This window comes from Pseudomonas rustica (assembly GCF_018336155.1).
In the GTDB taxonomy this organism is placed as follows: Bacteria; Pseudomonadota; Gammaproteobacteria; order Pseudomonadales; family Pseudomonadaceae; genus Aquipseudomonas; species Aquipseudomonas rustica.
Genome location: NZ_JAGYHF010000009.1, coordinates 231929 through 245560, shown reverse-complemented (window position 1 = coordinate 245560; position 13632 = coordinate 231929). Strand labels below are relative to the sequence as shown.

Below are 13632 nucleotides of genomic sequence, written 5' to 3'. Positions count from 1 at the left end.
CCCGATGAGCATGCTCAAAGACCCGTCTTCGAAATACCGCGCGTTTCCTGTCATCAACCTGCCGGATCGCACCTGGCCGTCGAAGACCATCGACACCGCGCCGATCTGGTGCAGCTCCGACCTGCGTGACGGCAACCAGTCGCTGATCGAGCCGATGGACGCGGTGAAAAAGCTGCGCTTCTGGAAAACCCTGGTGCAAGTCGGCGTGAAGGAAATCGAAGCCTCGTTCCCGGCCGCTTCGCAAACCGACTTCGACTTCGTGCGCACCCTCATCGAAGAAGGCCACATCCCGGACGACACCACCATTCAGGTGCTGACCCAGGGTCGTGAAGACTTGATCGAGCGCACCTTCGAATCCCTGCGCGGCGCGAAGAAAGCCATCGTTCACTTGTACAACGCCACTTCGCCGTCTTTCCGTCGCATCGTCTTCAACCAGGACAAGGACGGCATCAAGGCCATCGCCGTGAACGCTGCCAAGCTGTTCGTCAAATACGCCGCGATGCAGCCGGACACCGAGTGGACGTTCGAATACTCGCCGGAAACCTTCAGCGCTACCGAGCTGGAATTTGCCAAGGAAGTCTGTGATGCGGTGATCGAGGTGTGGAACCCGACGCCTGAGCACAAGATGATCCTCAACCTGCCCGCCACCGTTGAGTGCGCAACGCCGAACATCTACGCCGATCAGATCGAGTGGTTCGGCCGCAACATCAACCGTCGTGACAGCGTGATCATCAGCCTGCACACCCACAACGACCGTGGCACCGGCGTCGCGGCCACCGAGCTGGGCCTGATGGCCGGCGCCGACCGCGTCGAAGGCTGCCTGTTCGGCAATGGCGAGCGTACCGGTAACGTCGACCTCGTCACCGTCGCACTGAACATGTACACCCAGGGTCTCGACCCGCAGCTGGACTTCTCCGACATCGACGGCGTGCGCAAAGTCGTTGAAGAGTGCAACCAGATTCAGGTTCACCCGCGTCACCCGTACGTTGGCGACCTGGTGCACACCGCGTTCTCCGGCTCGCACCAGGATGCGATCCGCAAAGGTTTCTCCCAGCAGAAACCGGACGCACTGTGGGAAGTGCCGTACTTGCCGATCGACCCGGCCGACATCGGCCGCAGCTACGAGGCGGTGATTCGCGTCAACAGCCAGTCGGGCAAGGGCGGCATCGCGTACTTGCTGGAGCAGGAATACGGCATCAGCCTGCCACGTCGCATGCAAATCGAATTCAGCCAGGTCGTGCAGCGTGAAACCGATCGTCTCGGTCTGGAGATGACCGCCAAGCAGATTCACTCGCTGTTGATCAGCGAATACCTGCAAGCCAACACCCCGTACGCGCTGGTCAGCCATCGCCTGCAGGAAGAAAACGGCAACAGCAATGTTGAAGTGGAAGTGGCGAGCAAGGGTCAGGGCGAAACCAACCTGCACTGGCGCGGCAAGGGCAACGGTGCGCTGGAAGCACTGGTCGCCGGCCTGCCGATTCCGGTGGAGATCATGGACTACAACGAACACGCAATCGGCGCCGGCACCAACGCCAAAGCGGCGGCGTACATCGAGCTGCGTGTGAATGGCGAACGTGCGGTACACGGCGTGGGTATCGATGAAAACATCACCACGGCCAGCTTCAAGGCCTTGTTCAGCGCGCTGAACCGCTCGCTGAGCCAGCCTGAGGCGAAAGCGGCGTAATCGACTGCTGAAATCCAAAAGGCCCCGAAGTGCGAACTTCGGGGCCTTTTTTTGTCTGCTGACGGCGATCGTTCCCACGCTCCGCGTGGGAATGAATCAGGGGACGCTCCGCGTCCAGTGACGCAGAGCGTCACGGGCTGCATTCCCACGCAGAGCGTGGGAACGATCAGATTGCTCACGAAGGCGTCCTGTCCGTCACCCCATCCTTTCAGGTGAACTCAAACGTATCGGCATCCAGATTCGCCGGAAAGCGCTCGCGATACGCCGCCAATGGTGCCGCTTCCAGCACCACCTTAAACACACCATCCGCCTCCCCCGCCGTCAGCAAGCTCTCGCCCTGAAAATCCAGCACCTGACTGTCACCGGTATAAGCGAAGCCCTTGCCATCAGTGCCAACGCGATTCACCGCTGCCACATAACAAAGGTTTTCGATCGCCCGCGCCGGCAGCAAACGGTTCCAGTGCAAACGCCGCGCACCCGGCCAGTTCGCGGTGTACAGCAGCAGATCCGTATCCTGCGAATCACGGCTCCACACCGGGAAGCGCAGGTCGTAGCAAATCAGCGGACGCACACGCCAACCCTTCAGTTCGAACTGCACCTGCCGTTCGCCGGGCGTGTAGTGATTGTGCTCACCGGCCATGCGGAACAGATGACGCTTGTCGTAATGCAACACTTCACCGTCCGGCCGCGCCCACAGCAGGCGATTGCGATGGCTGCCGTCTGCCGCCTGAATAATCACGCTGCCGGTAATCACCGCATCGAGTTTCGCCGCCTGAACCCGCAGCCATTTGCTGGTTGGGCCGTTCTCGGCTTCGGCGAGCGTTTCTGACTCCATGGAGAAACCGGTGGTGAACATTTCCGGCAGGATGATCAAATCCGCCCCCCGCGCCTGCTCCAGCAATTGCTCGAAATGCTCGAAGTTGGCCTGACGGTCGTGCCAGGCCAGGGTGGTCTGGATCAGCGCCAGATTAAGATCGGGTAATGCACTCAGATCACGCATAGTTTCGCCGCCGCTTCACGCAGCGTCTCCTCGCGTTTGGCAAAGCACAGACGCACCAGGCGCTGGCCTTGCGGTGGATTCTGGTAGAACACCGACACCGGAATACTCGCCACGCCGTGTTCGCGGGTCATCCACATGGCCATCTCGACGTCGTTCAAATCAGGACGGATCTGCGAGTAATCGACCAGTTGGAAATAGGTGCCCGCGACACGGCTGAAGGTGAAGCGAGACGGGGCCAGCAGGTCGCAGAACAGGTCGCGTTTGGCCTGATAAAAACCCGGCAACTCTTCGACGTGCTCCGGGTGCTCGGCCATGTAATCGGCCAACGCGTATTGCAGCGGTGTCACGCCGCAGAAGCTGACGTACTGATGGACTTTGCGCAGTTCGGCGGTCAGTGCCGGCGGCGCAACGACATAGCCGGTTTTCCAGCCCGTGACGTGATAGGTCTTGCCGAACGAGCTGACCACGAAGGCGCGCTGATACAGCTCTTCGTGCGCGAGCACGCTGACGTGGGGCACGCCGCCGAAGACCAGGTGTTCGTAGACTTCATCGCTGATCAGGTAGATGTCGCGGTCGCGGATCAGCGCTGCCAGTTGATCGAGTTCGTCGCGGGTGATCAGGGCGCCGCTCGGGTTGTGCGGGGTGTTGATGACGATCATTTTCGTGCGCGGGCTCAGGGCCGCCGCGAGTTGCTCGAAATCGATGGAGAAGTCATCCGGGTTCAGTTGCACATGCACGCAACGACCGCCCGCCAATTCCGTTGCCGGTGCATAGCTGTCGTAGCATGGATCGAACACGATGACTTCGTCGCCGCTGTGGATAACCGCCTGAATCGCACAGAAGATGGCTTGAGTCGCACCGGGAGTGACGGTCACTTCGCTGTCGGCGTTGACCTGCACGCCGCAGCTGCGCGCGATTTTCAGCGCAATCTGTTCGCGCAGCGCCGGCAAACCGGTCATCGGCGAATACTGGTTGTGGCCACTGGCAATGTGCCGACCGACCGCATCGCGCAAAGACTGCGGGCCGTCGAAATCAGGAAAACCCTGGGACAGGTTGATCGCGCCGGTCTGCGCCGCGAGCTGAGACATCTGCGTGAAAATAGTGATGCCGACATTCGGCAGCTTACTGGTGATCATCGGGGGTTCCCTGCTCAACACCCGGCTCTGACGACGGCGCGGGAGAGCCCGAGGATAGCCCATCCGGCGCCCATAAAAAAAGGGCGCCGGATGGCACCCTTCTCTCAAGTTGATCGTTCCCACGCTCTGCGTGGGAATGCAGCCTTGGACGCTCTGCGTCCGCCGCTTTTGTGACGCAGAGCGTCACGGGATACATTCCCACGCGGAGCATGGGAACGATCAACGGCCAGCGACCTTACTTCTTGTCGCGGCGCTTTTTGTCGGCTTTCTTGCTGTGCGACATCATCCGACGCTTCCTGTTGACCTGGCGGTCGGTCAGGGTGTTTTTGTTGCCTTCGTACGGGTTCTCGCCGCCCTTGAACTCGATGCGGATCGGCGTACCGACCAGCTTGAGCACACGACGGTAAGTGTTCTCCAGATAGCGCACATACGACTTCGGCACTTTCTCGATCTGGTTACCGTGGATCACGATGATTGGCGGGTTAGCACCACCCAAGTGGGCGTAACGCAGCTTGATCCGGCGGTTGTTGACCATCGGTGGCGCGTGCTCGCCCACCGCGTCTTCCAGAATCTGGGTCAGACGGTTGGTCGGCCAGCGGGTGACCGCGGACTTGAACGAGTTCTGTACGGACGCGTAGAGGTTGCCCACGCCAGTACCGTGCAGTGCCGAGATGAAGTGGATATCGGCGTAATCAACGAAGAACAGACGACGCTGCAGCTCGACCTTGACGAAGTCGCGCTCGCTCGGCGTCATGCCGTCCCACTTGTTGATCGCGATCACCAGCGCACGACCCGACTCGATGGCGAAGCCGAGCAGGTTGAGGTCGTGATCGACCACACCTTCACGGGCGTCCATCACAAAGATCACCACGTTGGCGTCTTTGATCGCTTGCAGGGTTTTGACCACGGAGAACTTTTCAACTTCTTCGTGGATCTTGCCGCGCTTGCGCACACCGGCGGTGTCGATCAGCGTGTACTTCTCTTCATTCCGCTCGAACGGGATGTAGATACTGTCGCGGGTGGTGCCGGGCTGGTCATAAACGATTACCCGGTCTTCACCGAGCATACGGTTGACCAGGGTCGATTTGCCGACGTTCGGACGACCGATGATGGCGATCTTGATGCCGTCTTTTTCGCTCGGGCCAGGAATGCGCTTGGCTTCCTCACCTTCGGCAACGATTTCTTCTTCGCCGTCTTCCGGCTCTTCTTCATCACGCGGGAAATCACCCAGGGCGATTTCCAGCATCTGCGTGATGCCACGGCCGTGAGCACCAGCGATCGGAATCGCGTGGCCCATGCCCAGTGGTGCGAATTCAGCGCGGGCCATTTCCGGGTCGATGTTGTCGACCTTGTTGGCAACCACGTAGGAACGCTTGTTACGTTTGCGCAGGTGTTCGGCGATCATCTGGTCGGCGGCGGTGAAACCGGCCTTGGCATCTACCAGGAACAGCACAACATCTGCTTCTTCAATGGCCAGCAGCGACTGCTCGGCCATTTTTTCGTCCATACCGTGCTCGTCACCGGAGATACCACCGGTGTCGACCAGAATGTAGGAACGCCCTTGCCACTTGGCCTCACCGTACTGGCGATCACGGGTCAGACCGGACAAGTCGCCGACGATGGCGTCGCGAGTCCTGGTCAGGCGGTTGAACAAGGTGGACTTGCCGACGTTCGGTCGGCCCACCAGGGCGATTACGGGAACCATGCGGCTCTCCACTTCGTTATTTCAGAAAATACAAAAGCCGCTGCGAGGCAGCGGCTGGTGCTCGGGGCAACACTGTGGGAGTGAACAGGTTCACTTCCACTAGTGAAGCTGCCTGGGGTGTTATCCCCAAGCATAGTTGTTACTTGATGGTCAGGGCTTCCAGTTTGCCGCTGTTGCCATACACATAAATCGTGTCACCCACCACCAGCGGACGGGCACGCAGGCCGTCGCTGTCGATGCGCTCACGGCCGACGAAACGACCGTCAACCTGACTCAACAGGTGCAGATAACCTTCCAGGTCACCCACTGCTACATAGCTGGAGAACACTTCCGGAGCCGACAGTTGACGGCGAGCCAGCGAATCGTTGCTCCACAATGCTGTGGTGGAACGCTCGTCGACGCCTTCAACAGTGCCCGAAGACAGGCTCACGTAAACGCTGCCGAAACCCTGAGCAATACCCGCGTAGCTCGACGCATCGCGCTGCCAGAGTTGACGACCGCTTTCCAGATCCAGTGCCGCGACGCGACCCTGATAGCTGGCAACGTACAGGGTGCCGCCGGACAACAGCAGACCGCCGTCGATGTCGACCACGCGCTCCAGTTCCGAACGACCTTGCGGAATCGCAATGCGTTGTTCCCAGACCGGCACGCCGTTGGAAATGTCCAAAGCGACCACTTTACCGGTCGACAGGCCAGCCACCGCGAGGCGATTGGTGACCAGCGGTGCACTGGTGCCACGCAGGGTCAGAACGGCCGGCGTGCTGTCATACACCCAGCGTTGCGTACCGGTGGAGGCATCCAGACCGATCAGACGATCGTCCTGAGTCTGCACCACCACGACGTCGCCGTTGTTGGCCGGCGGCGCGAGGACTTCGCTGTTGACGCGAGCGCGCCACTTCTCTTCACCATTGCTGGCGTCCAGAGCGACGACTTCGCCACGCAGCGTACCAATCAGAACCAGACCGTAACCCACGCCAACGGCGCCGGAGACAGGCAGTTCAAGGTCTTGCTTCCACTTCACGTCGCCGTTGCTGCGATCCATGCCCATCACCACGCCGGATACATCGGCGGCGTAGATGGTGTCACCGTCGATCGCCGGCACCAGCATATTGTAGGTTTCGCCCTGACCGTCACCGATCGAACGACTCCACTGCTTTTGCAGAACCACTTCTTCTTTGAAGTCGGTCAGTTCAGCCGGTGGCAATTCTTTTTTGCTGTTGCTGCTGCAACCCGCGGCCAGAAGGGCCAGAGCCAGCAATGCTGCATGCTTCCAACGGATCACGTCACGCATCCCCTTTGGCCAGGTCGTCGAGCTTGATTTGAAGGCCACCGACCGCCGCTTCATCCGACAGTGCCGCCTTGGCTTTTTGATACGCCTTGTTCGCGTCATCGGTACGGCCCAGCTGCACCAGCAGGTCGCCCTTGAGTTCTTCGCGAGTAGCCAGGAACGCTTTGTCGGCGTCGCCGTCGAGCAGTTTCAGACCGTCTTCAGCTTTGTTCAGCGCACCCAATACCTGTGCCAGACGCTGACGGGCGATTTCGCCCAGCGCCGGGTTGGCCGGTTTGTCGACGATGGCTTTCAGCTCGGTCGCGGCGTCGTCCAGCTTGCCGCTGTCGACCGCCACTTTGGCGACGAACAGGCTGCCGTACTGCGCGTAGGCAGTACCGCCGAATTCGCTGTTGAGCTTGCCGGCCAGATCCGCAACGCGGGCAGCATCAGGCTTGCCGTCAGGCGTCAGCGTGGTTTCCAGCAATTGCTGATAGAGCACCGAGGCGCCTTGCGACTGGTTGCCCTGATATTTGTGATAAGCCTGCCAGCCGAACACTATGACCAGCGCCAACAGGCCGCCGGTGACCAGAGGTTTGCCGTTGCGTGTCCACCAGTCCTTCAAATCCGCCAACTGTTCGTCTTCGGTACTCGACACCCCAATACTCCTTAATCGCTAAATCGGCTGTTTAGACAGCTTCAACCCTGCACGACGCAGGTGGCCAGGTGAGCGGCGAGCGCATCCCAGGCAATGCTTTGTTGTTCGCCCTGGCCACGCAGGGGTTTGAAACCTACCACTTGCTGGGCCATTTCGTCGTCACCGAGGATCAGTGCGTACAGCGCACCGCTCTTGTCGGCTTTCTTGAACTGGCTTTTGAAGCTGCCGGCGCCGGCATTGACTTGCAGGCGCAGGTTTGGAAGTTGATCGCGAACCCGTTCAGCCAGGGCCAGACCGGCCAGCTCGGCCTCTTCACCGAAGGCGCAGAGGTAGACATCGACCTGACGGGAGATTTCTTCCGGGATCTGCTCAAGGGTTTCGAGCATCAACACCAGACGCTCAATGCCCATGGCGAAACCAACGCCGGTGGTCGGCTTGCCGCCCATTTGCTCGACCAGACCGTCGTAACGACCGCCTGCGCAAACAGTGCCCTGGGCGCCGAGCTTGTCGGTGACCCATTCGAAAACGGTTTTGCTGTAGTAATCGAGGCCACGCACCAGCTTCGGATTGAGCACGTACGGAATGCCGACGGCATCCAGACGCGCTTTCAAGCCTTCGAAGTGTGCACGCGACTCTTCATCGAGGTAGTCGGCCATCTTCGGCGCATCGACCAGCACCGCTTGAGTGTCGGCATTTTTGGTGTCGAGAACGCGCAGCGGGTTGGTTTTCAGACGACGCTGACTGTCTTCGTCGAGCTTGTCGTGGTGCACCGAGAGGTACTCGACCAGCGCTTCACGATAACGGCCACGGGACTCGCTGGTGCCGAGGCTGTTGAGTTCAAGTTTGACCGCATCACGGATACCCAGCTCGCCCCACAGGCGCCAGGTCATGATGATCAGCTCGGCGTCGATGTCCGGACCGTCGAGGTTGAACACCTCCAGACCGATCTGATGGAACTGGCGATAACGACCCTTCTGCGGACGCTCGTGGCGGAACATCGGGCCGATGTACCAGAGTTTCTGCACCTGGCCACCGCCGGTGATACCGTGCTCAAGCACCGCACGCACGCACGCCGCAGTGCCTTCCGGACGCAGGGTCAGGGAGTCGCCATTGCGGTCTTCGAAGGTGTACATCTCTTTTTCGACGATGTCGGTCACTTCACCGATCGAGCGCTTGAACAGCTCGGTGAACTCGACGATCGGCATGCGGATCTGCTTGTAACCGTAGTTATCCAGCAGACGCGCAACGGTGCCCTCTAAATAACGCCACAGGGGAGTCTGTTCGGGCAGGATGTCGTTCATGCCACGAATGGCTTGCAATGACTTGCTCACTTTAAATCCTTAAATTCGTTCGGCTCTTCAGTCAGGGTCAGCCGCGCGCAATTACGGCAGCGTCAGCTTCGACCTTTTCGGCCGCTTTCTGGCGGATCAGCCTTTCCAGCTCGTCCACCAGATTGTCATTCGTCAGTTTCTGCGCCGGCTTGCCGTCGATGTAAATCAGGTTTGGCGTGCCGCCGGTCAAGCCGATATGGGCTTCCTTGGCTTCGCCGGGGCCGTTGACCACACAACCGATTACCGCGACATCCAGCGGCACCAGCAGGTCTTCAAGGCGCCCTTCCAGCTCGTTCATGGTTTTCACCACATCGAAGTTCTGCCGCGAGCAGCTCGGGCAGGCGATGAAGTTGATGCCACGGGAACGCAGATGCAAAGACTTGAGAATGTCGTAACCGACCTTCACTTCTTCGACCGGATCGGCCGCCAGCGAGATGCGGATAGTATCGCCAATCCCTTCGGCGAGCAGCATACCTAGGCCCACGGCGGATTTCACTGTGCCCGTACGCAATCCACCGGCTTCGGTGATGCCCAGGTGCAGCGGCTGGACGATTTCTTTCGCCAGCAAGCGGTAGGCTTCGACGGCCATGAACACGTCGGAGGCCTTCACGCTGACCTTGAAGTCCTGAAAATTCAGGCGCTCTAGGTGTTCAACGTGACGCAAAGCAGACTCAACCAGCGCGGCTGGGGTCGGCTCGCCGTATTTCTTTTGCAGGTCTTTTTCCAGCGAGCCGGCGTTGACGCCGATGCGGATCGGGATCCCGCGATCACGCGCAGCATCGACCACAGCACGAACACGGTCTTCGCGACCGATGTTGCCCGGGTTGATGCGCAGGCAATCAACGCCCAGTTCGGCTACGCGCAGAGCGATCTTGTAGTCGAAGTGGATGTCGGCAACCAACGGCACTTTGACCAGTTGTTTGATCTTGCCGAACGCCTCGGCGGCATCCATGTCCGGTACCGATACGCGGACGATGTCGACGCCGGCGGCTTCCAGACGATTGATTTGCGCAACAGTGGCGGCAACGTCATTGGTGTCGCTGTTGGTCATGCTCTGCACAGCGATCGGCGCATCGCCGCCCACCGGTACGTTGCCGACCCAGATCTTGCGCGAAACGCGACGTTTGATTGGAGATTCGCCGTGCATGACTTATTGACCCAACTTCAGGCGAGCAGTCTCGCCACTGGTGAACGGAGCGACATCGACCGGCTGGCCGTTGTAGCTGACCTGCGCGCCGCGAGCGTAGCCCAGGCGGACGGCAAACGGTGGCTTGCCGGCAACGGCGAGGCTGTCGCCCTTACGCTTGAGACCACTGAACAACACTTTGCCGCTGCCATCGGTGACTTGCGTCCAGCAATCGGCAACGAACTGCATCGACACCTGACCTTCGCCAGCCACTGGTGCCACTGGAGCCACGCTCGGGGCGATCGGTGCAGTCGTGGTTGGTGCTGGTGTGGCAGGCACAGCCGGAGCAGGTGTTGCCGGAGTGGCAACCACTGGCGCTGGCGTGTGAACCGGCGCGGTCGGCGCAACCGCTGGAGCGGTCGGCGTTGCTGGCGCAGTCGATGTTGCAGGAGCAGTAGCTTCGGCACCGGTGGATTCCGCGGTGGTTTCCGACTGCGGCAGCGCCAGAGCGGTCGCCCCCTCGGCCTGACCTTCGGCGACCGCCTGGTCTTCCGGCTCGTCGATCGGGTGAATCTGCGTGGTGCCGTCGGCGCCTTCGACTTCAACGTGTTCCGGCGTCAGGCTGGTGAAGTCCTTGGTACGCAGCGAGGTCTGATCCTGCCACCAGACGAAACCACCGCCGATGACCGCGATCAGCAACAACAGGCTGACGATACGCAAAATAGTGTGGGAAACCCGCACAGGCTCTTCGATACGGCCCAAGGCGTGAACGTTGCTGCCCTGGGAATCGGTGCCGGTGGACTGGTCGAACTGCTGAACCAGAACGGTCTGATCCATGCCGAGCAATTTGGCATACGCGCGAATGTAACCGCGAGCAAAGGTATGCCCCGGCAGCTTGTCGAAAGCACCGGCTTCAAGATTGCCCAGAGACGTCACGGTGAGGTTGAGCTTGAGGGCCACTTCGGCCAGCGACCAGCCATTGCTTTCGCGGGCCTGGCGCAGGGTCTCACCGGGGTTAACGCGATTCGCTGCTACAACTTCGGGATGCGCCGCTTTCATCATTGCTCCGACAGGTATTGCTGATATTCCGGCGTACCGGGATAGAGTCGTTTTAATTGCAGGCCATAACTGGCGGCCTTGTCGCGATCTTCAAACACTTTTGCCAGCCGAACGCCGAGCAATAGACTACGTGCATTTTGTTCGGTCAGCAGGCTGAAACGGTCGTAATAGTCACGCGCGGGCACATAATGCCTGTCTTCGAAGGACAACTCAGCCATTTCCAGCAATGCGCGCGGTTGTTGACGGTTCAGCCGCAAGGCTTTTTCCAGTTGCTGCTGCGCGACATCACGCTGACCGAGTTTCGCCGCCGTCATGCCGAGGTTCTCGAACACACGCGAGCGTTCAGGATACAGGGTATCGGCGGCCGCCTGTTCAAAACGCTCGTAGGCTTCTTTATAACGCTGTTCTTCGTAGAGAAAACTGCCGTAGTTGTTGAGGATACGGGCATCGGCGGGACGTGAGGACAAGGCCTTGCGGAAATGCTCGTCGGCCAGTGCAGGCTCCATTTCGGCTTGAAACACCAAACCGAGCGCGGCATTGGCGTCTGGATCCGAACTGTCGAGTTCCAGCGCCTTCTTCAACGGCACCTTGGCCCGTTCAGTCATGCCTTGTTGCAAGTACCCCAGTCCCAACTGCACGTACGCAGCCCGCGCTTCATCGCGGCCCTTGCTGGTCTTCATCGGGTTGTAGTCACCCGACAGGACACAACCAGCACACAGGCTGGCCAACAGCAACAGCAGCGCAAAGCGCAGGGACATAGAGATCCTCTCTTAGTTAGTGTTCGCGGCGTTCTGTGCCAGATCGCTGTCGGCGTTCAACTCACGCACGGCGATATAACGTTCGCTGCGACGGGTGCGATCCAGCACCTGCCCTACCAATTGACCACATGCGGCGTCGATGTCTTCACCACGGGTGGTGCGGACAGTGACGTTGAAACCGGCCTGATGCAACTGATCCTGGAAACGACGAATCGCGTTGTTGCTCGGACGCTCGTACCCGGAATGCGGGAACGGGTTGAACGGAATCAGGTTGATCTTGCACGGAATGTTTTTCAGCAACTCGACCATCTCAACGGCGTGTTCAACCTTGTCGTTGATGTCTTTGAGCAAGGTGTACTCGATGGTCAGCACACGTTTTTCGCCCAGGGACGACATGTAGCGCTGGCACGACTCGAGCAGCATCTTAAGCGGATATTTCTTGTTGATCGGCACCAATTGGTTACGCAATGCGTCATTCGGTGCGTGCAGGGACAACGCCAGGGAGACGTCGATGTGCTTGGCCAGCTCATCGATCATCGGCACCACGCCCGAGGTGGACAGGGTCACGCGGCGCTTGGAGATCCCGTAGCCGAGGTCATCCATCATCAGATGCATGGCGGCGACGACGTTGTCGAAGTTCAGCAGCGGCTCACCCATGCCCATCATCACCACGTTGGTGATGGCACGGTCGACGGTTGCCGGGACACTGCCGAAAGATTTGTTGGCAATCCACACCTGACCGATGACTTCGGCGGCGGTGAGGTTGCTATTGAAGCCTTGCTTGCCGGTGGAGCAGAAACTGCAATCCAGGGCACAGCCTGCCTGGGACGAAACGCACAAAGTGCCGCGTTTGCCCTGGGGAATGTACACGGTCTCGACGCAGCTGCCGGACGCCACACGCACCACCCACTTACGGGTGCCGTCGGTGGAGATGTCCTCGCTGACCACTTCCGGACCACGGACCTCAGCAATAACCTTGAGCTTGTCGCGCAAGGCCTTGCTGACGTTCGTCATGGCGTCGAAATCATCGACACCAAAGTGGTGAATCCATTTCATTACCTGACCGGCACGGAAACGCTTCTCCCCGATTGAGTCGAAGAATTTTTCCATTTCCTGTTGAGTCAGACCCAGCAGGTTGGTTTTTACAGTCGATGTAGTCATGGATTCACCTTCACTCTTAAGCCAATGCTTAGCGAGTGGTTACTTCAGTAGCTGCGAAGAAGTACGAGATTTCACGAGCAGCTGCGGCTTCGGAGTCCGAACCGTGAACAGCGTTGGCGTCGATGGAATCAGCGAAGTCAGCGCGGATGGTGCCGGCAGCAGCTTCTTTAGGGTTGGTAGCGCCCATCAGCTCACGGTTCAGAGCGATAGCGTTTTCGCCTTCCAGAACCTGAACAACAACAGGACCGGAGATCATGAAAGCAACCAGGTCGCCGAAGAAACCACGAGCGCTGTGCTCAGCGTAGAAGCCTTCAGCTTCAGCTTTGGACAGTTGCTTCAGTTTCGAAGCTACAACGCGCAGGCCGGCTTTTTCGAAACGAGTGGTGATTTCGCCGATGACGTTTTTTGCAACAGCGTCAGGCTTGATGATGGAGAAAGTGCGTTGAACAGCCATGGTGTAACTCCAGAAACGGTAATTTGCGAAAAATTAAACCCGCGAATTATACGCGGGTTCTTGGGTATTGCCTAACCTGCGAGACGATCAGTCCAATTCTTTGGCCCAGAGCTCCTGAACCGCTTCCAGCACCTTCTCGCCGACACGGCCAGAAGTGCCATCGAAGTCAGGCAGATCAAGGATCATCTGCTGCAAACGGACAAAACCTACAGAATATGGATCGACGCCGGCATGGGCCTCGGCCAGTTCTTCTGCAATACGTTGAACATCATTCCAACCGTAGCTCATGACAG

General features: G+C 59.3%; 13 protein-coding genes. 1 reads left to right on the top strand and 12 read right to left on the bottom strand.

Translation table 11 applies throughout. The annotated features are described in order from the left end of the window. Window positions 1–4 precede the first annotated feature (4 nt). Window positions 5–1684, top strand: coding sequence for a 2-isopropylmalate synthase (gene leuA, locus KFS80_RS19295; RefSeq protein ID WP_053123514.1), 1680 nt, complete (start codon window positions 5–7; stop codon window positions 1682–1684). Between the two features lie 208 nt (window positions 1685–1892). Here the strand turns inward: leuA and KFS80_RS19290 are convergent, their stop codons facing one another. The 12 genes from KFS80_RS19290 to iscX form a co-directional block, all read right to left on the bottom strand. Next, window positions 1893–2684 (bottom strand): amidohydrolase, encoded by a 792-nt coding sequence (locus KFS80_RS19290; protein WP_212545600.1) that lies wholly within the window; start codon window positions 2682–2684, stop codon window positions 1893–1895. Next, window positions 2672–3820 carry a pyridoxal phosphate-dependent aminotransferase gene (locus KFS80_RS19285; protein WP_212545599.1) on the bottom strand — a complete coding sequence of 383 codons (1149 nt, stop codon included), beginning with the start codon at window positions 3818–3820 and terminating at the stop codon, window positions 2672–2674. The genes KFS80_RS19290 and KFS80_RS19285 overlap by 13 nt, the downstream gene beginning before the upstream one ends. Before the next feature lie 235 nt (window positions 3821–4055). After that, window positions 4056–5525 carry a ribosome biogenesis GTPase Der gene (der, locus tag KFS80_RS19280; RefSeq protein WP_053123520.1) on the bottom strand — a complete coding sequence of 490 codons (1470 nt, stop codon included), beginning with the start codon at window positions 5523–5525 and terminating at the stop codon, window positions 4056–4058. A gap of 139 nt (window positions 5526–5664) precedes the next feature. Further along, window positions 5665–6816 (bottom strand): outer membrane protein assembly factor BamB, encoded by a 1152-nt coding sequence (bamB, locus tag KFS80_RS19275; RefSeq protein WP_212545598.1) that lies wholly within the window; start codon window positions 6814–6816, stop codon window positions 5665–5667. Then, the gene (locus KFS80_RS19270; RefSeq protein WP_053123524.1) at window positions 6809–7450 is read right to left on the bottom strand and encodes a YfgM family protein; all 642 of its coding nucleotides are present in this window, start codon (window positions 7448–7450) and stop codon (window positions 6809–6811) included. Before KFS80_RS19270 ends, bamB begins: the two co-directional genes overlap by 8 nt. Before the next feature lie 41 nt (window positions 7451–7491). Beyond that, entirely contained in the window at window positions 7492–8781 is a 1290-nt protein-coding gene (gene hisS / locus KFS80_RS19265; protein WP_212545597.1) for a histidine--tRNA ligase, read from the bottom strand. Window positions 8782–8818: 37 nt separating this feature from the next. After that, window positions 8819–9928 carry a flavodoxin-dependent (E)-4-hydroxy-3-methylbut-2-enyl-diphosphate synthase gene (gene ispG, locus KFS80_RS19260; protein ID WP_212545596.1) on the bottom strand — a complete coding sequence of 370 codons (1110 nt, stop codon included), beginning with the start codon at window positions 9926–9928 and terminating at the stop codon, window positions 8819–8821. Window positions 9929–9931: 3 nt separating this feature from the next. Then, window positions 9932–10966: a RodZ domain-containing protein gene (locus KFS80_RS19255; protein ID WP_212545595.1), complete on the bottom strand. Its 1035-nt coding sequence runs from the start codon at window positions 10964–10966 to the stop codon at window positions 9932–9934. Then, window positions 10966–11724 carry a type IV pilus biogenesis/stability protein PilW gene (gene pilW / locus KFS80_RS19250; RefSeq protein WP_053123531.1) on the bottom strand — a complete coding sequence of 253 codons (759 nt, stop codon included), beginning with the start codon at window positions 11722–11724 and terminating at the stop codon, window positions 10966–10968. Before pilW ends, KFS80_RS19255 begins: the two co-directional genes overlap by 1 nt. A gap of 12 nt (window positions 11725–11736) precedes the next feature. Continuing rightward, on the bottom strand, window positions 11737–12885 hold the full coding sequence (gene rlmN, locus KFS80_RS19245; protein WP_008084652.1) for a dual-specificity RNA methyltransferase RlmN: 1149 nt from the start codon (window positions 12883–12885) through the stop codon (window positions 11737–11739). A gap of 28 nt (window positions 12886–12913) precedes the next feature. Further along, window positions 12914–13339 (bottom strand): nucleoside-diphosphate kinase, encoded by a 426-nt coding sequence (gene ndk, locus KFS80_RS19240; protein WP_007916882.1) that lies wholly within the window; start codon window positions 13337–13339, stop codon window positions 12914–12916. Between the two features lie 87 nt (window positions 13340–13426). Beyond that, window positions 13427–13627: a Fe-S cluster assembly protein IscX gene (gene iscX / locus KFS80_RS19235; RefSeq protein ID WP_053123533.1), complete on the bottom strand. Its 201-nt coding sequence runs from the start codon at window positions 13625–13627 to the stop codon at window positions 13427–13429. Between the last annotated feature and the right edge of the window lie 5 nt (window positions 13628–13632).